Source organism: Halobellus ruber (genome assembly GCF_014212355.1).
GTDB lineage: Archaea > Halobacteriota > Halobacteria > Halobacteriales > Haloferacaceae > Haloquadratum > Haloquadratum rubrum.
Map to the genome: position 1 here is coordinate 531,562 of NZ_JACKXD010000002.1, position 20,062 is coordinate 551,623.

General features: G+C 68.1%; 14 protein-coding genes. 8 read left to right on the plus strand and 6 right to left on the minus strand.

Annotated features, from left to right (window positions below; genetic code table 11):
* Positions 1 to 315 precede the first annotated feature (315 nt).
* A complete protein-coding gene (locus H5V44_RS07675) occupies positions 316 to 1,089 on the minus strand; it encodes an IclR family transcriptional regulator (RefSeq protein WP_185192516.1) in 774 nt (257 codons plus the stop codon).
* A gap of 130 nt (positions 1,090 to 1,219) precedes the next feature.
* On the minus strand, positions 1,220 to 2,878 hold the full coding sequence (locus tag H5V44_RS07680; RefSeq protein ID WP_185192517.1) for a BCCT family transporter: 1,659 nt from the start codon (positions 2,876 to 2,878) through the stop codon (positions 1,220 to 1,222).
* Positions 2,879 to 2,995: 117 nt separating this feature from the next.
* Here H5V44_RS07680 and H5V44_RS07685 point away from each other — a divergent pair, with 117 nt between their 5' ends.
* From H5V44_RS07685 to H5V44_RS07715, 7 genes are all read left to right on the plus strand, one after another.
* Positions 2,996 to 4,129, plus strand: coding sequence for a dipeptidase (locus tag H5V44_RS07685; protein ID WP_185192518.1), 1,134 nt, complete (start codon positions 2,996 to 2,998; stop codon positions 4,127 to 4,129).
* 84 nt (positions 4,130 to 4,213) lie between these two features.
* On the plus strand, positions 4,214 to 5,932 hold the full coding sequence (locus H5V44_RS07690) for a hypothetical protein (protein ID WP_185192519.1): 1,719 nt from the start codon (positions 4,214 to 4,216) through the stop codon (positions 5,930 to 5,932).
* Positions 5,929 to 6,885: a hypothetical protein gene (locus H5V44_RS07695; protein ID WP_185192520.1), complete on the plus strand. Its 957-nt coding sequence runs from the start codon at positions 5,929 to 5,931 to the stop codon at positions 6,883 to 6,885. The genes H5V44_RS07690 and H5V44_RS07695 overlap by 4 nt, the downstream gene beginning before the upstream one ends.
* A 244-nt stretch (positions 6,886 to 7,129) precedes the next feature.
* Positions 7,130 to 8,578: an aldehyde dehydrogenase family protein gene (locus H5V44_RS07700; protein ID WP_185192521.1), complete on the plus strand. Its 1,449-nt coding sequence runs from the start codon at positions 7,130 to 7,132 to the stop codon at positions 8,576 to 8,578.
* 67 nt (positions 8,579 to 8,645) lie between these two features.
* A complete protein-coding gene (locus H5V44_RS07705) occupies positions 8,646 to 9,650 on the plus strand; it encodes an ornithine cyclodeaminase family protein (RefSeq protein WP_185192522.1) in 1,005 nt (334 codons plus the stop codon).
* A gap of 110 nt (positions 9,651 to 9,760) precedes the next feature.
* Complete coding sequence (solA, locus tag H5V44_RS07710; protein ID WP_343067699.1) at positions 9,761 to 10,888, plus strand: N-methyl-L-tryptophan oxidase; 1,128 nt, start codon at positions 9,761 to 9,763, stop codon at positions 10,886 to 10,888.
* 97 nt (positions 10,889 to 10,985) lie between these two features.
* On the plus strand, positions 10,986 to 12,095 hold the full coding sequence (locus H5V44_RS07715) for a hypothetical protein (protein ID WP_185192523.1): 1,110 nt from the start codon (positions 10,986 to 10,988) through the stop codon (positions 12,093 to 12,095).
* A gap of 252 nt (positions 12,096 to 12,347) precedes the next feature.
* Here H5V44_RS07715 and H5V44_RS07720 read toward each other — a convergent pair whose 3' ends face one another.
* Complete coding sequence (locus H5V44_RS07720) at positions 12,348 to 12,980, minus strand: hypothetical protein (protein WP_185192524.1); 633 nt, start codon at positions 12,978 to 12,980, stop codon at positions 12,348 to 12,350.
* Complete coding sequence (locus H5V44_RS07725; protein WP_185192525.1) at positions 12,977 to 13,618, minus strand: hypothetical protein; 642 nt, start codon at positions 13,616 to 13,618, stop codon at positions 12,977 to 12,979. Before H5V44_RS07725 ends, H5V44_RS07720 begins: the two co-directional genes overlap by 4 nt.
* 144 nt (positions 13,619 to 13,762) lie before the next feature.
* Here H5V44_RS07725 and H5V44_RS07730 point away from each other — a divergent pair, with 144 nt between their 5' ends.
* Positions 13,763 to 18,211: a PAS domain S-box protein gene (locus H5V44_RS07730; protein ID WP_185192526.1), complete on the plus strand. Its 4,449-nt coding sequence runs from the start codon at positions 13,763 to 13,765 to the stop codon at positions 18,209 to 18,211.
* Between the two features lie 13 nt (positions 18,212 to 18,224).
* On the opposite strand, the gene H5V44_RS07735 is transcribed toward H5V44_RS07730, so the two are convergent.
* Together H5V44_RS07735 and H5V44_RS07740 are read right to left on the minus strand one after the other, a co-directional pair.
* Positions 18,225 to 19,514, minus strand: coding sequence for an FAD-dependent oxidoreductase (locus H5V44_RS07735; protein ID WP_185192527.1), 1,290 nt, complete (start codon positions 19,512 to 19,514; stop codon positions 18,225 to 18,227).
* A 10-nt stretch (positions 19,515 to 19,524) separates the two neighbouring features.
* Positions 19,525 to 19,929 carry an ArsR/SmtB family transcription factor gene (locus H5V44_RS07740; protein WP_185192528.1) on the minus strand — a complete coding sequence of 135 codons (405 nt, stop codon included), beginning with the start codon at positions 19,927 to 19,929 and terminating at the stop codon, positions 19,525 to 19,527.
* Between the last annotated feature and the right edge of the window lie 133 nt (positions 19,930 to 20,062).

Consider the following 20,062-nt stretch of genomic DNA (forward strand, 5'->3'; position numbering starts at 1 on the left):
GCTACATTCAATACGTCTGAAAGGCCACAAAATTCGATTTCGAGCTTCGAGGCGAGGCCATTCGCCAAAGATACGAAAATTATGTCATAATATATAATATTACAAGAATAACTCATATTGCTGTTTCTATATTTCGACTTCGGGGTCCCGGCCCGTCGATATCGAGGTGAAGCGGCTCGAAACGGCGCCGAAAATAACAGGCGTACGTATGTCACGGGGACAGCCGGCAAATCACGCTCGGCGCCCGGCCAACGAGCAGTCGATACCAACGGAGTACAGCGCTGCAAAACAGTCGTTTGCTATCGAGATAGCGTCTCACGAGTACGTCGCCCGGATCCCGATGATCCGGGCCGTTTCCCGCACCTTCTCCGGGATCTCGCTCCGGTATCGGTCGCCGGTCAACCGCGTCGTGGGGCCGGAGATGCTGATGGCCGCGAGCACCTCGTCGTCCGGGCCCAACACCGGGGCGCCGACCGCACGCAGGCCGACGAACCGCTCCTCGTTGTTGAACGCGACCCCCTGGCGCCGGACCGCTTCCAGTTCCGCCTCCAGACGGTCGCGGTCGGTGTACGTCGACTCCGTGCGCGACGGGAGGTCGAGGTCGTCCAGGATACTCGCGCGTCGGTCCTCCGGGAGGTGCGCCAGGTACGCCTTCCCGACGGCAGTGGCGTGGAGGTCGACCGTGGTGCCGATGTGGGAGTCCGTCTGGATCCCCCGGGCGGTCTTCGACTGGTAGATGTACACCCCTCGGCCCATCTCTTCGACCATCACGTACCCGTGTTCGCCGATGGTCGAAACCAGGTCGTCGATCTCCCCCTTCGCAACCTCGTAGAGGTCCTGCCGGTCCCGGGCCGCGTTCCCCAGGTCCAGGAACTTCAGCCCCAGGTGGTAGCGTTTGTCCTCCTTTGCCACGTATCCGAGCCGGTTGAGCGTTCGGAGGTGGTTGTAGACGGTACTTTTCGAGAGATCGAGCCCGGTTGCGATCTCGGTCACGTTCGCCCCCGACTGCTCTTTGAGGTACGAGAGGATCGCGAACGAGGTCTCGGTCGCCCCGACGGTCCCGGGTTCGGGTCCCTGGTTTCCGGCCATACCCGGCATACACGGAGTATTGTAATAAGAGTTGGCTCCTGTTCGGCATCGCTGTAATACCGCTTTCCAGAACCGTAACCACGGAGGGGAGCCACGGACGAAGACGGCCTTCGAAGCGAAAGCGCGCCGTTCAGTCGTCGTCCTGCGCCCCGGCCGCGACGTCGTCGACCGGCGACTTCGACGTCGTCTTCTTGGGGCTCCGGAACCACGACCGGTCGCCGTCGAACAGAACGTGACCGTGGTCGTCGCTGAGCTGCCGGAGGAAGAAGAACAGCGAGAGGACACAGACGATGGCGAACGGCGCGCCGGTGATGATCACCGACGACCGGAGCGCGCTCGCACCGCCGAGCACGACCAGGATCGACGCGATGAGCCCCTGCAGGACGCCCCAGAACACGCGGTTGACGCTCGAAGGGTTCTCCTTGCCGCCGGTGGTCAGCATCGCGACCGCGAGCGTGGAGGAGTCCGCCGACGTGGCGAAGAAGGTGACCACCAGAATGAGGAACAGCGGCTGCCACAGCGCGCCCAGCGGCAGCGCCCCGAACAGCGCGTAGCCGGCGACGCCGTTCCCGAACTCGCCGACCGCACCCAGGATGTCGGAGACGCCCGCGAACTGCATCCACATCGAGGTGCCGCCGACGACGGTAAACCACACGACCGAGACGGTAGTCATCGTGATGAGGGCGGTGAAAAGCACCTCGCGGATCGTCCGGCCCTTGGAGATGCGGGCGAGGAACAGGCCGACGAAGGGAGCCCACGCGATCCACCACGACCAGTAGAACACCGTCCAGAACGACGTCCACCCGGTGCCGCCCTCGACGCCGGTCCCGGTGAACAGGCTCATACTGAAGAAGTTCTGCACGTAGGTCCCGACCGCAAGCGCCCCCGTGTTCAGGACGCTCAGCGCCGAGATGTTGCTCATCACCATCCCGCCGACGAGCGTCGCCGCCAGGAGGATCCCCATCATCACGATGTTGAAGTCAGAGAGCCGCCGGATGCCGCGGTCGATCCCGGCCACGAGCGAGAGCGTGAAGATGATCGTGATCCCCGTGATCGCAAGCAGGGTCTCGAAGTTCCCGAACTGGATCCCCGTCCGGTAGGTGATCCCGGTGAGGATCTGCGTCGCGATGAACCCCAACCCGGTCGCGATGCCGCCGAGGGTGGCGACCACCGCCAGCGTGTCGATCGTCTTCCCGATCACGCCGTCGAGGCCGTCCTTCCCCAGAACCGGGACCAGCACCGTCGACGTCCGGAACGGGGCGTCCATCTTGTAGGCGTAGTACGCCACCGGGATCCCGATCGCGAGGTAGCCGCCCCACGCGGAGACCCCGTAATGGAAGATCGAGTACGCGAGCGCCGGCACCATCGCGCTCTCGGTCCCGGCTTCGGCGCTCCCCGCGAACAGCGGCGGGACCGAACTGAAGTGTGTCAGCGCCTCGACCGGGCCGAAGAACACGATCCCCGCCGACAACCCTGCCGAGAAGAACATCGTGAGATACGAGAAGTTGCTGTACTCGGGGTCGCCCTCGCCGAGTTTGATCCGGCCGTAGGGGCTGACCATCAGGTAGACGCAGATCGCGAGCATCAGGAACATTGCGAGCAGGTACATCCACGCCAACCCCTCCCCGAACACGGAGAACGCGGTCGTTATTTGACTCGACACCCAGTCGGTTCTGAACGCCGCAAGTCCGATGAAGACGAACGTGACCAAGGCCCCGAGCGCGAACGGGATCGGGTCGATTTCGTCGACGAAGTTTGCGAGCGCTCCTTGATCGCTAGCTTGAGCCATACTAAACTCTACCGAGTACGTTTTGCTACTAACATATATATGTTTCCCTGGTCTCATTCGGGACTACGGCCGCCCGTGTTACCGAATTTTTATATAGTAGTTCTCCCACCTCGGAGTATGTCCCCGGAGCAACCGATCTTCGACTACACCTCGTCGGCCCCGTGGGAACAGGTCATCCGCGCTTACGGCTCCGCCGAGGCGCTCAACGGCGCGGTTCGGGAGTTGGTCGCCGAGGGGAACACGAAAGCGCAGGCCTGGGAGGCGATCTGGGACCACGAGGTCCGCCGGTTCGAGCGCGACCCCGAGTTCCGGTCGTCGGTCCGGGACATCTACGCCGCGGCCGGCGTGAACCTCCTCAGCGTCACCCCCTGGACCCACGACGACGTCCCCGAGCGGACCGGCCAGCGGCGCGACCTCGCCCGGTGGCAGTCCCGCTTCGACGCGGCCGAGTGGCTGCGGAAGGTCACCTCGCCCGCGGAGGCCCGCCGGGTCGCCGCCGACGGCGACGTGGGGATCGTGCTGAACACCCAGAACCTCGGTGCCGCCATCGACGGGTCGCTCGACCGGATCGACACCCTGTACAACGAGGGTGTCAGGCTGTTTCAGCTCACGTACAACTACCAGAACCTGCTCGGCACTGGCTGTAACGACCCCTCGGCTGGGGGCCTCTCCACGTTCGGGCGTGCGGCCGTCGACCGCGTGAACGACCTCGGCGGGGTCGTGGACGTGTCCCACTGCGGGCGACAGACCACCCTCGATGCGATCGAGTACTCCGACGACCCCGTGGCTGTGACCCACGCCACGTGCCAGGCGGTGGACTACCACTACCGCGGGAAGTCCGACGCCGAGCTCGAAGCCCTCGCGGACGGGGACGGCTATCTGGGGATCGTGAGCCTTCCGTGGTTCATCGCGCCGGGCGCGGACGATCCCGGCCTCGACGTTCTGCTCGACCACCTCGAGCACGCCGCGTCGATCGTCGGCCACGATCGGATCGGGCTCGGAACCGACTTCTTCCCCGCGGACACCCGGTTTCCCCGGGAGCTACTGGCGTATTACAAACAGCACATCATCGAACTCGGGTTCGATCGCGAGGCGGTCGAGGCCCGGGAGATCGCCGCCGGACTCGGGGAGTTCACCACCTACGAGGAGTGGCCCGCGGTCCGACGGGCGATAGAGGATCGGTTCCCCCTCGAAACGGCCGAGGGTATCCTCGGCGAGAACTTCCTCCGCTTCTGGGGGCGTGCGGTGTAGTCGGCGTCGGAACTCGCGGGAACCTACATAATCTATTGCGCTTTACCGAAGATTTTAATTAGAGTGGCAAAGTCGCATCCGGTAATGGCTACCAATCGGGATCCGGAGAGATACGACCCGAACCGGCTTCGCGACCCCGCGGAGCTGATGCAGCCGGGGCGGTTGGCCTCGCTGAAGCAGACCCGGTTGAGCTTCGCCCGGCTGCTGATGGACAAGATGGTCGACGAGGAGTGGGACGTCCGCCCGACCCGGATGGATCTGGACGAAAACGGCGTCGGCCGCGTTGTCTACACCATCGAAACCCCCGACCGGCTGTTCTCCTTCGGCGTCTTCTCGCACGCCTCCGGCGAGGAGGCCAACACCGACCGCATCATCGCCGAGGACTGGGATATGTGGGGGTTCCTGTGTGAGGGGCGGGCCACGCCCGAACTGATGGATGCCCAGTACGAACAGCTCCCCCACGTCCGGGAGGGACGGGCCACCGCCGACATCCTGATCTGGACCCGGGCGAACCGGAGTTCCCGCTTCTTCGGCCACGTCGTCGACGCGCTGGCCGAGGGCCACCAACCCGACGTGGACTTCTGCGCCCGCGGCGGCTACCTGATGCGCTCGTCGGGCTACTACGGCAACGGCCTCAACGGGACGAAGGAGTTCAAGTCGATGGACGGCGATCACCCGCTGAAGAAACCGTACTTCGCCCAGATGCTCACCGTGTGGCTGCTCCGGGTCTTCAGTTACGACCTCGCCGACCACGTCGCCGCCGCCAGGAGCGACGACGCGGTCACGCTGGATCACGACATCAAGCGGTACCTCGGCACGGGCAACTCCTCGGGGATCGGGATCGTCCACTACCTGATCAACCACCCCCAGCTCCTCCACTCGTGGCTCCGCGCCCGGGAGGTCGCCTTAGCGCGGGCCGAGACCATCGACCCGACCCCCGAGGAGGTCGACCGGTTCCGGACCGTCCTCCGGCGCGCCGAACAGTGGTTCACCGACGACGAGTGCGACACCAAGGACTACTTCCTCTCGAAGGACGAGATCGCCGCCGGGCTGGAACGGACCGAACGCCGGATGGACGAACTCCGCGGGGACCCGGGCGGGGAACCCCTGTGGACGCGGCTCTGTGCGTGGGCCGGCGACGAACTCGAAGCCGAGACCGAGGAGCTGGTCCACTCGCTGCTCCTCGACGTCTACCCCGAGGCGTGTGCGGGCTTGGAGGAGTCGATGACAGTCTCCGAGCGCAGCGACGTGGTCCCGGAGATGACCCTCGAAACGTTGGAATCGATCGTCACCACGGACTACCAGTGGGCGCTCGACATCAACTTCGACGCCCCCGGCGCCGAGCGGTACTTCTGGTACCGGTCGATCGACAGCGAGGAGCCGCGGCTCGGGATCAGGGGCGAACACGAGTACGAGGAGTACGGCTTCCCCATCGACGTCGCCCGGCAGGTCCAGGCGCTCCACGTCGACCTCGGGGCCTGGGACGGCACCGGAACGGTGGCGGCGTTCCTGTTCGAGCACCCCGAACACCGGAGCATCGTCGAGCGGATCCAGACCGTCCGCGACCTCCGGTACGCGGAGATCCGTGCGAACCCGCTCGACGCCGATTTCGTCCCGCTATCGTTCATCTCGTGTCTCAAGGCTATCTGGGGGATCCAGAAGGCCCACCCCAAATCGCAGGGCTGGGTCCGGGGGACGTTCTATCAGGGGGCGCCGCTGCCGGAGGACCTCCGGAACGGCGCCGACAACTACTGGCTGTACCCCTCGAAGCCGCAGCGGACCGAAGCCCGGAGGGAGCAGTGATCCGGCTCGCCGTCCGCGAGGTGCTTGAACTGGCCGAGCGGTGCTTCGTCGCCGCGGGGTTCGACGAGGGACCGGCCCGGGCGGCCGCGGAGTCGGTCTGGTGGACCGAGTTGTACCGCGGGTCGGGGTTGACGACGCTGCACGCTCTCCTCTCGGACCTCCCCGAGTGGGATCCCAACGCACTGACGATCGCCGACCGGAGCGCGTTCGTGTCGGTGATCGACGGATCGACCCAGCCGAGCCTGGTCGCGAGTACGCCCGCGGTCGACCTGGCGTGTGCCGGGGCGAGTCGACACGGCGTCGGGGTCGTCCACGTCGGGACGGATCCGGAAGACGAGACCGCCCCGACACTGGGCCACGCCGCCTACGCGGCTGCCGAACGCGGGCTGCTGTCGGTCGTGCTGGCCACCGGCGGTGACGGACGGCCGCGGACGATCCTCGGCCGACCTGACGATCCTCACCCGGTTCTGGCGGAACGCGAACTCGACTCCCCCTCGGCCGGCCACGCCGAACTGTCCGCTGTGATCGGCCGCGGCGCCTACGACCGCCGGGACAACCCGTTGACGCAGGCGTTCTTCACCGGAGCCCCCGAAACGGAGTACGGCACTGCGGGCGAACGGCTTCTCAACCGGCTGTTGCAGCAGTCGACGGCGCCGTCGGGGGGCGAAGCCGACGTCGATCAGGGGTTCACGTTGCTCTGTCTCGACCCCGACCACTCCCGTCACTCCGGCGACCTGCGCCGTGTCGTAGACCGGTTCGTCGACGAACGCACGGCGGCCCTCACCCGGACGTTCCGGCCGGCGGAGATCAGCGACCGGGCGGGAGCGGCCCTCAACGAGGGCGTCGCAATCGAGGAGGCTGTCTGGCGCGACATCTTCGATCGGAGCAGCGAGGTCCTCGCCCCCGAGTTCGAGGGATCGTACCGCGGTGCGGGCTTCAACATCAACGAGTAGAACGGGGACGCCTCCGGGAGTGTCGTCCGGACTACCGAAATTTTTACCACGCGGTGTGCGGTACGCTTCTCCAACGTCGGCGCAGCCGCCGGTCCGCCGTGAGTCCCGGATCGGCCGGGGAGGATGCGGCCCCGTATGTCGATGGCTCGTCCGCTCACGTCCCGTCCCGACTGCCGAGCGTCCCGGCGTCGGGGGTCGATGCGGCGGGCACGCGGACCGGACGCGCGACCGACAGGACACACGAATGACAGACACACAGTTTCAGTACATCGACGGCGAGTGGCGCGACGGCGACAGCGACGACGAACTGGTCATCCGCGATCCGGCCGACCCGGACGATCCCATCGTCTCGTTTTCCGGCGCCAGCCGGTCGCAGGCGGCGGCCGCAATCGGAGCCGCCGACGCCGCAAGCGAGACCTGGGGGGCGACGACGCCCGACGAGCGCGACGCGGTGATGTACGCGGTCGCAGATCGGATCGACGACCACCACGAGGAACTGGCGGAGACGCTCACCCGCGAGGAGGGCAAACCGATCTCCTCCAGCCGCGCGGAGGTCGGGCGGGCGGCGGAGCTGTTCCGCTTTTTCGCGAGTTTCGCACGGACGGCGGCGGGCGACACCCTGCCCTCCACCGACCCCGAGACGGTCACCTACACCGTTCGGGAGCCGCTGGGGACTGTCGCCTTGGTCACCCCGTGGAACTTCCCGATCGCGACCCCGACCTGGAAGCTCGCGGCGGCAATCGCCACGGGCAACACCGTCGTGTTCAAACCGTCCTCGGAGACGCCGATGATCGCGCGGGCGTTAGTCGAACACCTGGAGGCCGCGGGGCTCCCCGAGGGCGTCGTGAACCTCGTCGTCGGGTCGGGATCGACGATCGGCGACGGGATCCTCACCGACGGCCGGATCGACGCCGTCTCCTTCACCGGCTCCACCGACGTCGGGCGCCACATCGCGGGCACAGTCGCCGAGCGCGGGATCCCGATCCAGACGGAGATGGGCGGCAAGAACCCGCAGGTGGTGCTGCCGGACGCGGACGTCGAGACGGCCGCCGACGCGGCCGCCGCCGGCGCGTTCGGGCTGACGGGCCAGGCGTGTACGGCGACGAGCCGGCTCATCGTCCACGAGGACGTCGCCGACGAGGTGACCGCGGCCGTGGTCGAACGCGCCGAGGACATCGAGACCGGGCCGGGAATGTCGGACCCGGATATGGGACCGGCGGTCTCCGCGGGCCAAGACGAGACCAACTTCCGGTACATCGACGTCGCGGAGTCCGAGGGCGCGACGCTCCTGACCGGTGGCGGCCGACCCGCCGGTACCGACTCCGGGTACTTCGTGGAGCCGACGGTGTTCGCCGACGTAGAATCGGAAATGCGGATCGCTCAGGAGGAGGTCTTCGGACCGGTGCTGTCGATCCTGACGGTGTCGGACTTCGAGGAGGCGCTCGACGTCGCCAACGACGTGGAGTACGGGCTGTCCGCCAGCCTCTTTACGGGCGATATGGCGTCGGCACGGCGGTTCACCGAGGGGATCGAGGCCGGCGTGGTCAAGATCAACGGCACCACCACCGGATCGCAGATCCAGATGCCGTTCGGCGGGATGAAGGCGTCCTCTTCGGAGACCCAGAAGGAACTCGGCCACCGCGCCTACGAGTTTTACACCCACGAGAAGGCGATCTACCGGACCGACCCGTGACGCCGCAACGGCACGGCGTTCCCCCGTCGACCCACCACCAACAGCCCCATATGACCTCCCAGAACGTATGAGTCAGCGTCTCGGAGGGGCCGGAACCGAACTGTACTCGAAGCGTGACGTCGAGCGACACCTGCAACTGCCGGCGGCCCTCGACGTCGTCGAGACGACCTACGTCGAAGGAGCGCGCGGGCGGGTTCTCAACCCCGCGAAGTCGACGATGCACCTCGGCGACGACGGCGAGTGGCCGGGGAGGGACGCCTTCTCGATCGGAATGCCGGCGTACGTCGACTGGCTCGACGTCGCCGGGATGAAGTGGGCGGTCGCGACCTGGGACACGGACACCGAGCCGCCGATCAGCTCGCAGATCCTGCTTTTCGACCTCCAGCGGGGGGAGTTCACCGCGATCCTGGAAGGGATGCACATCACGGGCGTCCGAACCGCACTCCAGTCCGTGGTCGGACTGCGACACCTGCTCGCGGAGCCGCCGGAATCGATCGGCGTCTTCGGCGCCGGGTTCCAGGCACGGTTCCAACTCCGGGTGATCGACCACCTGGTCGACGTCGGACGCTTCCGACTGTACGACGTCTCCGAAGGGCGTGCGGCCGACCTCGCGGCCGACCTCGGACCGGGAATGGCCGCCGACGTCGTCACCGCGGACAGCCCACAGGCGGCCGCCGACGCCGACGTCGTGGTGACGGTCACCGACTCGAAGACGCCGGTGGTCGAGGAGTCGTGGCTGGGGTCGGGCGGACTGGTGATCGCGCTCGGCTCCTACCGGGAACTCACCGACGGGACCGTGCTCGGCGCCGACCGGATCGTCGTCGACCACACCGAGCAGTGTCTCCAGCGCGGCGCGCTGTCGGATCTGGCGAACCGAGGGGAGGTGACGGCGGCGGAGTTGGATTCGACCATCGGGGCGGTCCTGAACGGCGACAACGACTCCCACGCCGGTCCGGACGAGCGCGTGGTCTTCGTGCCCATCGGGCTCGGCTCCCTTGACGTCGCGCTCGCGGAACACCTCCGAACGAACGGGATGGGCGGGGGCGCCGTCCGGACGTTCGACTTCGGGTGATCGCGGGTCCGTCGCTCGCGCATTATTTCGACCGTCGCCGCCGTTGATTCAACCCCGTCCCGCGGGGACGGATCCGGTACACACTCAAAGGAGACCGTCGATCCTCCCGTGTGGACACGTACGACACGATCGTCCTCGGTGTCGGGGGGATGGGTAGCGCCGCGGCGTCCCACCTCGCGGCGCGGGGCCAGGACGTCCTCGGCATCGAGCGATACGACATCCCGCACTCGCAGGGCTCGTCGCACGGCATCACCCGGATCATCAGGGTTCCGCTGTTCGAGGACTCCGGGTACGTCCCGCTGGTGCAGCGGTCGCTGGACCTGTGGACCGACTTGGAGGAGTCCTACGGCCGACAGCTGCTCTACCGGACCGGCACCATCGACTTCGGGCCGCCCGACAGCGACGTCGTCAGCGGGTCGAAGCGGTCGTGTGCGGTCCACGACCTCGACCACGAGATCCTGACCGGCGCGGAGCTGAGTGCGCGGCCGGGCGGTCACGACGTCCCCGACGACTACGAGGCGGTCTACCAGCCCGACGGCGGCTTCCTCCACTCGGATCAGTGCATCGTGGCGCACGTCCAGGCGGCACACGAACAGGGCGCGACGATCAGGGCCAGGGAAGCGGTCACCGATTGGAGCGCCGACGAGTCGGGCGTGCGGGTCGCCACCGACCGCGGGGAGTACGCTGCCGAGACGCTGGTGATGACCGCGGGCGCGTGGACGGGGCGGCTCTGTCCGGCAGTCGCGGAGTATCTCACGCCCGAACGAAACGTGCTGGGGTGGTTCCAGCCGACCGACCCCGCGCAGTTCGACCGCGAGAACTTCCCGGTGTTCGTCGCCGACGTACCGGAGGGCAACTTCTACGGCTTCCCCACCTTCGAGGTGCCCGGGTTCAAGTTCGGGAAGCATCACCACCACGGGGAGACGGGGAGCCCCGAGGACCTCGACCGCGCGCCGACGCGCGAGGACGAGGCGACCCTCCGGTCGTTCGCCGAGCGGTACATGCCCGCCGGGACCGGGCCGACGATGCGGCTGTCGACGTGTATGTACACGAACACGCCGGACCGGGATTTCATCCTCGACGTCCACCCCGACCATCCGAACGTGGTGCTGGGGGCGGGCTTCTCGGGTCACGGGTTCAAGTTCGCGGCTGCGGTAGGCGAGGTCCTGGCCGACCTGGCGATCGACGGACGGACCGACCACCCCACCGAGATGTTCGAGGTGTCACGGTTCGAGTGACTGTCCGGCGGGAATCCGGAGCTGCCGCAGCCGATTCGTCCCGAAAACACGGCCGTATGCAAAACAAATATATACTTTTATATCCTCGAACGGAACGATGACCGAGCAACAGCCAGTAGAGCTTCGATTCTGTTCACAGGAGGAGGGAATCGAGGCCGGGCTCGCGGACATGGACCGGTGCGTCGAGACGATCGACTACGTGTTCGGGCTGTACAACGACGGCCGCGTCCTGATGGGCAATCCGGGGCACGATATGCACGGCCACGTGACGTCGTTCCCCGGAAACCTCTCGAACGCGGAGGGGCTCGAGTCCGGCCCGGACCGGCGGTTCAGCGCGATGCCGGCGTACGTCGGCGGCGACATCCACGAGATGGGGATCAAGTGGTACGGGTCCAACATCACGAACCCCGCAGAACGGGGGCTCCCGCGGTCGATCCACACGATCACGCTGAACGACCCGCTGAGCGGCAAACCCGAGTTCCTGATCGACGGGCAGGTCGCAAGCGCGATGCGGACGGGCGCCGTCGCGGGCGTCGGCGCCGCGCGGATCCAGGGCGACCGCGCGACGACCGCAACCGTGATCGGCCCGGGCGTGGTCGGGCAGACGTCGGCGCTGGCGCTCGATTCCGCGCTCGACTCCCTGGAGACGCTCCGGATCTTCCACCCCGAGTTGTGGAAGGCCGAGGCGTTCGAGGCCGAGATGGCCGGCGACCTCGACGCCGAGATCGATCCGATCAGCTCCCCTGCGGAGGCCGTGACCGGCGCTGACGTGACCGTCGTGGCCGCGACCGGGAGCCCGCCGCCGAAGATCGAGGGCTCGTGGCTGCAAGACGACTGTCTTGTGGTCCCGCTGGGCGATCTGCGGACCGACCTCTCGTCGTTCGACGAGGACCTGGTATTCTGTGACGTCCGGCGGAACACGCTGGAGTTCGCGGCGCACATGGACTGGCAGGTGATGAACGCGCTCGCCGCCGCCGTCGACGACGGAATCGGCCTCGACCTCGAGGAGTCGGACCTGCGGGCGCTCCACGAGGTCGTGGGCGGCGAGGACACCGCCTCGACCGCGGGCCGGTCGATCCTCTACTCGCCGGGGCTCCCGATGGAGGACGTCGCGTGGACGACCCGCGTCTACGAGAACGCGGTCGAACAGGACCTGGGACAGACGCTGACGATGTTCGAAGAACCGTACTTCAGCAAACCGTACTGACTCGGGGACACGCCAGGGGCGTTAGAGTCTCTGAATTAGTATTGCTAATTCTTTATTTCTCGTTATTAGTATCTGAACCGACTTCGAAATCTCATCGTCATTCCGGTCGATATCGTCCAAAAGTTGATTCACGGACAGTTTCACTGAAAAATACCTGTTTGAATTATATAATGGCAGAAATACAATTATGCTCGACAAACTGCTATCGGTCACGGCCCGATGTGGTCATTCGACCCTTCGCCGCCCGCGCGATCACTCGGGCGTCAGTAAGCGCTGTTCGACCAACTGCGCCACCCCGGTCAGGTGCGCCTGGCCGAAGACCGCAACCAGCAGGGCGCCCAGGGAGTTGAACATCATGTCCTTGACCGTGTCGTCGAGGCCGTGCTGGGCAAGCGGCATCGTGAGCCCCGTGACTTCCGCCGCGATGTCGAGGCCGAACTCGAACAGTTCCCAGACCACGCCAAAGGAGAGCACGATCACGAAGATGTACACGAAGACGAACCGCCGGGGGATGTGGATCTCGTCGCTGTGGAGGTCGACCGCGCGGGCGGTCGTGTACCCCGCGGCCGCGATCAGCGACGCCGACACCGCGTGGGTGATGTTGTCCCAAAAGAAGATTCGGGTGTAGAGCCCCGCCGACCCGAGCGTATGCAGGAACACCGCGGTGGTGATCCATAACCCGAGCCACGGGTCCAGCGGGAGGTCGTAGTTCCGTTCCAGAAGCGCCGGCACGAACGTGATCAAAAGCGTGACGCCGCCGTTGATGATCGCCTTCGGCTCGCCGGCCACGACGCCGTACACCACAAGCGCCGAGAGGAGCAGTTGCATCACGCGGGTGAGCCGACGTTGCGTTCGCGTCGAGGGGCGGGGCAGCAGCCGCTTCATCTGCGCACCACCCGGCGGATCGCCCGCCAGAGCCACTGGTCGCGCCACCTGAAGTACCCGTCGAAGAGCAGTCCGGCGACGATCCCGGCAAGCGTCACGTACAGCCACTCCATCATCAACGTCTCGTTGTCGACGAGGTAGTTCGTCCCGAGCAGGTTGTCGGCGTTCCACCGGAACACCGTCCACGCGCCGACCGCAGCCAACGTCGTCAGGACGACTAAGACGACGGCGAACCAGTGTGTCACCCGCAGCGCGGTGAACGTGTGGAGTTCGACCACGACGAGCAGCGCCAGCCCGGCCAGCGCGACGTAGGTGGCGAACGTCCCGAGCGTTCCGCCGAACAGCCCCCGGACCAGGATCGGGAACAGCGACACCACGAGCAGCTCCCACGGCAACATCACGCGCCACTCCCGGAAGGCGACCGGCGGTAACAGGACGACGACGGCGACGAACGAGGTGAAAAGCAGCCACGCGAGGTCCACGTCGACCGCGCTGTCGACGAGGACACCCGCCAGGACCGCGACGAGAGCCCACGCGATGACGGCGTTCGTCCGCCCGTTCCGGAAGAGACGGTCGAACACGTCCCGGATCCCGGCGGTCTCGGTTGGGTCCTCGGATTCCGGCGGTTCACCGTCCATTTGGCTGGAACCAGGCGGGAGCCGGACATAAACCCGGCGCCCACGAGCGACCGACCGTCGGGTCACACCTCCCACGGCCCACCAGCCCGCGTCGCGCCCCTCCGGAACCAACGATTTACGTCGGTGGCTCCGATTAGCGATGGTATGAATCGGGCGAAGGGTCGTACGCTCCGGATCGGGGCGGTGGGGGGCGGTCGCGTCGGGGACGCCCTCCCCGACCGGACGGACGACCCACCGACCGGACTCGTCGTGGAGGCGCTCCCGCCGACCGCCGACCCGGGGACGTTCGACACCGACCGCTTCGATTGCGTCCTCGTCGACGGGACCGCGGACGGGGTGGACGCGGCGGAGACCGCCGTCCGGTACGAACGGGAGACGCCACTGCCGGCGGTCGCGCTCGTCGACGACTGGGCATCCGACCGCGTCGCCGACGCGCTGTCGACGGGAGTCGACGCGGCCCTCCCGCGTGAGCTCCTCGAAACGGACCCGGAAGCGGTGGCCGACCGGGTCGCATCGGCGGCTGACGCCGACGCCCCGGACCCGGTGGCCGACCGCGAGCGCCGGTCGGTGCTGTTCGAGAACAACCCCGACCCGGTGATCCGGATCCGCTTCGAGAACGACGAGCCGATCGTGCGGAGCGTCAACCCGGCCTTCGAGTCCGTGTTCGGGTTCTCACCGGAGGAGATCATCGGTGAGAGCCTCGTCGACGTGCTCGTCCCGCCGGCCGACCGGCCGGACCACGACCGGATCCGCAGCCGTGTCCAGCGCGGGGAGCCGCTGGAGATGGAGGCCACCCGGTTGACCGCGACGGGGCCACGCGAGTTCCTGTTCAGGGTGATCCACTTCGCCGCCCCCGACGCCGAGTCGGACACGGAGGCGTACGTCTGGTATACGGACGTTACGGAACGGAAACGACGCGAACGGCTCGTGCGCCGGGTCTACGACTCCACCGAGCGGATCCAGAACGCCGACTCCGAGCGGGCGGTGTGTGCGGCGACCGCGGAGGCGGCCCGGTCGGTGCTCGATCTCGACGCACCGGCCTGCTGGATCGCCTCGGAGGAGGGCCGACTGACGCCGGTCGCCGGGGCGACGTCCCGGTGGAGCGTGGGGGACGGCCCGGCGGACGGCGGACCCGAAGCCGCCCTCGACTCCGGGGAGGTCACGACCGTCGGCCCCGAGGAAACGGGTCCGGATGGCGCCGACGGCGGGGTGTTCGTCCCGCTCGGCGACCACGGGGTCCTCGGCGCCACCGCGGGCGCCGACGGCGTCGACGACGTGACGCTGGACGCCGTCCGGATCCTGACGCGACACGCCGCCACTGCGCTGGATCGGGTGGAAAACCGCCGTGAGATCCGCGAGAGCGAGCGACGGTTCCGGCTCATCGCCGAACGGATCGAGGAGGTGATCTTCCTCTCGGAACCGGACTTCTCGGAGGTGTTCTACGTCAACGACGCCTACGAGGAGATCTGGGGCGAACCCGTCGAGCGGCTCTACGAGGAGCCCCGAAGCTTCGTCGATCGGATCGACGAGCGGGATCGGGAGACGTTCGAGTCGGAGTTCGCCGCGATGCTCGACGACATCGAGGCCGGCGAGGCCGACGACCGGTACGTCTTCGAGTACCGCGTCCGCCCCGACCCCGATGAGGTCCGGTGGGTTCGCGCGACGGGCTACCCGGTCGAGGTCGGCGATGAGACCCGGTTCGTCGGTGTCGTCGAGGACATCACCGAACGTCGCGAACTCGAGGCGACCTACCGCGGGATCTTCGAGAACGTCTCGGACGGACTCGTCGTCCACCACCCCGAAACCGGGGAGATCCGCGACGTCAACGAGCAGTTCTGCGAGATGAACGGCTACGACCGCCAGCAGCTGATCGGCGAGACCGTCGACGTCGTCACCGGCCCGGACCACGGGTACGAACAGGCCAGGGACCGTATCCGGGCGGCCCGCGAGGAGGGGCCACAGCTCTTCGAGTGGCGGAACCGGACCGCGGACGGCGAGACCTTCCCCGTGGAGGTCCACCTGAGCGTCGTCGAGATCCGCGGCGAGGAGCGCGTACTCGGGAGCGTCCGGGACATCACCGAGCGACGGAGCACCGAACGACGCCTCAGCGAGGTGTTGGACCGGATCGACGACGCGGTCTACATCACGCCGGCGGCGAACCTCGCGACCGCCGAAAGCGGGCCGGACTACCTGAGCGGGGGGTACGAGGAGATCTGGGGGCAGTCGCTCGACGACATCCGCAGGCGGTACGACGACGGGTTCTTCGACACCCTCCACCCCGACGACAGGGCGGCGTACCGCGAGTTCGTCGAGCGGGTCGCCGACGAGGTGACCGCCGGCGCCGACGCGGACAGCTACGACATCGAGTACCGGATCGAGCGGCCCGACGGCGAGGTCCGGTGGGTCCGCTCCGAATACTACCCCTTCGAGTGGGGCCAGGGGCCGGTCCGGATCGTGGTGGTGACCCGTGACATCACCGAACGGAAGCGGGTCCGGCGGAACCTCCGGACGATCGCCGAGCGGGTCGACGAGGCGATCTATCTCTCCTCGCCGGACAAACGCGAGGTGTACTACGCCTCGCCGTCGTTCGAGGACCTCTGGGACCTGCCGATCGAGCGGGTGTACGACGACCCGCAGGCGTTCATCGACCGCGTCCACCCCGACGACCGCGAGTGGTTCCGCGAGGAGTACGACCGGATCCGCGCGGACCTCACCGACCCCGACCGGGAGCCACAGGACACCTACGAACTGGAGTACCGGGTCCGTCACCGCGACGGCGAGGTCCGCTGGATCGACGTCCGCGGGTATCCGGTCACGGACGAGAGCGGCTCGGTCGACCGGTGGATCGCGGTCAACCGCGACGTGACCGACCGCAAGGCCCGGGAGCGACGGATCGCGTCGTTCGACGAGGCGACCGAGGACCTGACGACCGCCGACTCGACGGCGGAGGCGGCTGAAACGGCGGTCGCTGCGGCCAGGGAGACGCTGGAGCTGCCCGCGGTCGGCGCGTTCCTCTACGACGACGGCGCCGGCGTCCTCCGCCCGGAGGTGCTCGCGGGGGCGCTCTCGGAGACGGAGGCGAACCCGGTTGGGCCGAACGACGGACCGCTCTGGGAGGCGTTCGCGTCCCGGACGGTCGTCGGGCCCGACGACGCCGAGCGCGATGTCGGAGGCGACGACCGACCGGCAGCGCCCGGCGGCGTCGACGACCTCGCGGCGTGGCGCGCCATCCCGCTGGGGACGCACGGCGTGCTCGTGGTCGGCTCGCCGGACGGAACGCTGGGGTCGGACGTCGTCCAGACGGCGCACGTCCTGGCGGCGACCCTCGAAGCCGCGCTAGCGCACCTCCAGGGACAGAAGCGCGTTGCGGATCGGGAACAGCAGCTCCGAACCCAGACGGAACGGGCCGAGCGGCTGGATCGGATCGCCCGGCTCACCCGCCGGGTGGAGGCCGCAATCACCGAGGCGACGAGCCCCGGAGAGATCGAGCGGGCGGTGTGTGACCGGCTCGCCACCTCCGGACCCTACGACCTCGCGTGGGTCGGCGGCGTCGAGGTGGGTGCCGACCGCCTTTCCTGCCGGGCCGTCTCGGGTGAACCCGAGGAACATATCGACGCGATGCGCCTGCGGACCGGCGAGGAGCGGGCCGACCCTCACCCCGCGGTCAAGGCGTGGCGAACCGATTCGGTGCGGACCGCAAACTCCCTGGTCGGCGGCGGCCCGGCGAGCGAGTGGCGGCAGCGCGCGCTGTCGGCGGGCTACCAGTCGCTGTGTGCCGTGCCGCTGACCTACGACGGGGTGACCCACGGCGTGTTGACCATCGGGACCGACGCCCCGAACTCCTTTGAGGACCGGGAGCGGGAGACGCTCGCACAACTCGGCACGTCGATCGCGAACGCGCTGGCGGCGATCGAGCGACGGCGGGCGCTGGAATCGGACGAAACCGTCGAACTGGAGTTCCACGGGCCGGGCGAGGACCTCCCCTTCGCGCGGGCGGCCGAGCGGGCGGGCTGTCGGGTACGTCTCCAGCGGACAGTTGCGCGCCAGACGGGCCCGTCGAGCGTCTACTACAGCTTCGAGGGGGCCGTCCCCGACGACGTCCCGGAGGTGGCCCGCCGGACGCTGCCGGGATCGGTCGATGTCGTCGACGACGGGGGGACGACGCTGGTCGAGGTTCGGGCCGACGAGTGGTTCGGGGCGCCGATCGCGGAGTACGGCGGGATGGTGCGGGAGGCGTCCGCGGAGCCGGACGGCACTACCATCAGGGTGGAAGTTCCGGGGGAGACCGACGTCCGTTCGTTCGCCGATCGGCTCCGGGAGGTCGCCCCCTCGCTCGAACTCGCGGCCAAGCGACAGCGGACCCAGGGGTCGAAATCGCCGACCGAACTCGCGGGGACGCTTCGGGAGGAGCTCACCGACCGGCAGCTGGAGGTGATCGAGACGGCGCTGTCGGCCGGGTACTTCGAGTGGCCGCGGGAACACGACAGCAGCGAGGTCGCAAGCCGGCTCGGGATCACCCAGCCGACGTTCAACAAACACCTCCGGGTCGCAGAGCGGGAGACCTTCGAGTTCCTGTTCGGGCCCGACGGCTGAGGGAGCGGTACGGTTACGCCTTCCCGGCCGTGTGCAACGCTGTCGGTGCGGTCCCGAAGAACGGTTCGAGCCCGATTGCCCGCAGCGCGTACACCGATTCGAGCCCCGAGTCCGGGGGGTCCGGAGCGGCGGCCGCTCGGTCGCCGGCGGTGGCCGCACTCCGAAGGCCGGTGAGCCGCTGCGCCCGACGGGCGCTGTAACCGTCGACCGCCGCCCGCACCGCCGACTCGGTCCGGGCGAGCGCCCACACCACCCCGAGTGCGTCCGTGATCCCGAGCGCCGCCCCCATCCCGGCGGCCGAGGCGGCCGGACACGCGGCGGGACCGCACCGTGCGATCCGGCCACACCCCCACCACCGGTCCGGAAGCGGCGGCTCCGGAAGGGGGGCGAACTCGCTGCGTACCCCTTCGAGTGAGTCGGCGCCGGGAACGTCGAAGGGAACCCGGTCGTCGGCCGCGACCCGACGCCGGATTCCGTCGACGGTGGCCTCAGTCTCCGACGTCGTGATCCGGACGACTGCGTCGGTCCCCCCGACTCCGGGGAGGCGCCGAACCGCGACCGCCGGCCCCCGGACCTCCTCGACCGCACTCCCGCCGCTCCCCGCCGAGTGAGTCGCCTCGTACCGTACGAGCGACCGTCGTTTGACGCCGTGTTCGGGTCGCGTAGCCGCCCCACAGGCGTCGACGGCCAGGTCGAAGCACTCCCTGACGCCGTCGCCGAACGTCGCCGCCACGCCGTCATCGCCCGGCGAGAGCGATCCGACCGTGCGTCCGTCGGCCACGGCCGCGTCGTCGATCCCGTCGCGGAGGATCCGACGGAGTGTCCGTGTCGGGACGACGACCGGCGGTGCCCTGTCGGGCGTGCCGGGTTCGGATCCGCCCGGTTCTCCGCGCCGGTCGCCGTCGCCGCGAGCCACCCGAACCGTCGCCCGTGTGATCCGGCGAGCGCGGTCCAGCAGTCGCTCCCCGAGGTCGAGTGCGCCCACCACCTCGACCGCGGCCGGTGGGAGGTAGGTGATTCGAGCGGGGTGCGTCGCGTCGGACCCGCGTGCCAGTACCGGATCGTAACCCGCCGCACGGAGCAAGCGAGCGAGCGTGAGTCCGGTCGGCGTCGTCCCGACCACCAGCACCTGCCTGTCGTGGGACGGGGCGATCACGCCGTCGGTCGGAACCCAGGACGGCCGCGGGATCCGGTCTGTGGCTGCCGTCCCGTCGACTGGGTCGTTCGAGGAGTGCCCCCGAACGCGACGATCCGATTGCGCCTCCGAAGCGGTACGCTCCGGACCCCCCCTGTCGAAAGGCATCCTGATCGGATCAGTCGCCCGCCCTCGGCGGGGTCTCGACGGGCTGCGGTTCCGGCTCCGAGTCGGACTCGGTCAGGTCGCCGGCGTCGCCGACCACCAACACCAGCGACCCCTCCGGCGCGTACACGTCCATCTCGCGACCTTTCTCCGAGTACCACTGGTCGACGACGTCGACGAGTCCAGCGTCCACGAGGTTGTCGAGGTGGTAGCTGACGTTCTGGATCGAGGTGTCGGCGCTGTCTGCTAGCTCCGATTGCGTCGCGGGCCCATTGTGCAGCTCCGCGAGGAGCGTCCGGGCGACCTCCGAGGAGAGAACGGAGAACACCGCCTCGGAGCCGACGTCGTCGAGGCTGACGACCTGTGATTCGTCCGTGGTCGGTTCGACGGGCGAGCGTCGTGGGAGTAGCGCGCTCATACTTCTCCGGTCGGTCCCCACCCCCGGAAGTGGTTCCACTACACGTATCGACTCGGTCCGAGTCCGGGGCTATACATATAGCCCTGCCGTCCGGCGTCGGGCCGCGGCCGACACCAAAACAACAGCTTTGGGT

Coding starts and splice junctions, on each gene's coding strand:
- H5V44_RS07675 (WP_185192516.1), bottom strand. CDS start 1,089: ATGGCCGGAAACCAGGGACCCGAACCCGGGACCGTCGGGGCGACCGAG.
- H5V44_RS07680 (WP_185192517.1), bottom strand. CDS start 2,878: ATGGCTCAAGCTAGCGATCAAGGAGCGCTCGCAAACTTCGTCGACGAA.
- H5V44_RS07685 (WP_185192518.1), top strand. CDS start 2,996: ATGTCCCCGGAGCAACCGATCTTCGACTACACCTCGTCGGCCCCGTGG.
- H5V44_RS07690 (WP_185192519.1), top strand. CDS start 4,214: ATGGCTACCAATCGGGATCCGGAGAGATACGACCCGAACCGGCTTCGC.
- H5V44_RS07700 (WP_185192521.1), top strand. CDS start 7,130: ATGACAGACACACAGTTTCAGTACATCGACGGCGAGTGGCGCGACGGC.
- H5V44_RS07705 (WP_185192522.1), top strand. CDS start 8,646: ATGAGTCAGCGTCTCGGAGGGGCCGGAACCGAACTGTACTCGAAGCGT.
- H5V44_RS07715 (WP_185192523.1), top strand. CDS start 10,986: ATGACCGAGCAACAGCCAGTAGAGCTTCGATTCTGTTCACAGGAGGAG.
- H5V44_RS07720 (WP_185192524.1), bottom strand. CDS start 12,980: ATGAAGCGGCTGCTGCCCCGCCCCTCGACGCGAACGCAACGTCGGCTC.
- H5V44_RS07725 (WP_185192525.1), bottom strand. CDS start 13,618: ATGGACGGTGAACCGCCGGAATCCGAGGACCCAACCGAGACCGCCGGG.
- H5V44_RS07730 (WP_185192526.1), top strand. CDS start 13,763: ATGAATCGGGCGAAGGGTCGTACGCTCCGGATCGGGGCGGTGGGGGGC.
- H5V44_RS07735 (WP_185192527.1), bottom strand. CDS start 19,514: ATGCCTTTCGACAGGGGGGGTCCGGAGCGTACCGCTTCGGAGGCGCAA.
- H5V44_RS07740 (WP_185192528.1), bottom strand. CDS start 19,929: ATGAGCGCGCTACTCCCACGACGCTCGCCCGTCGAACCGACCACGGAC.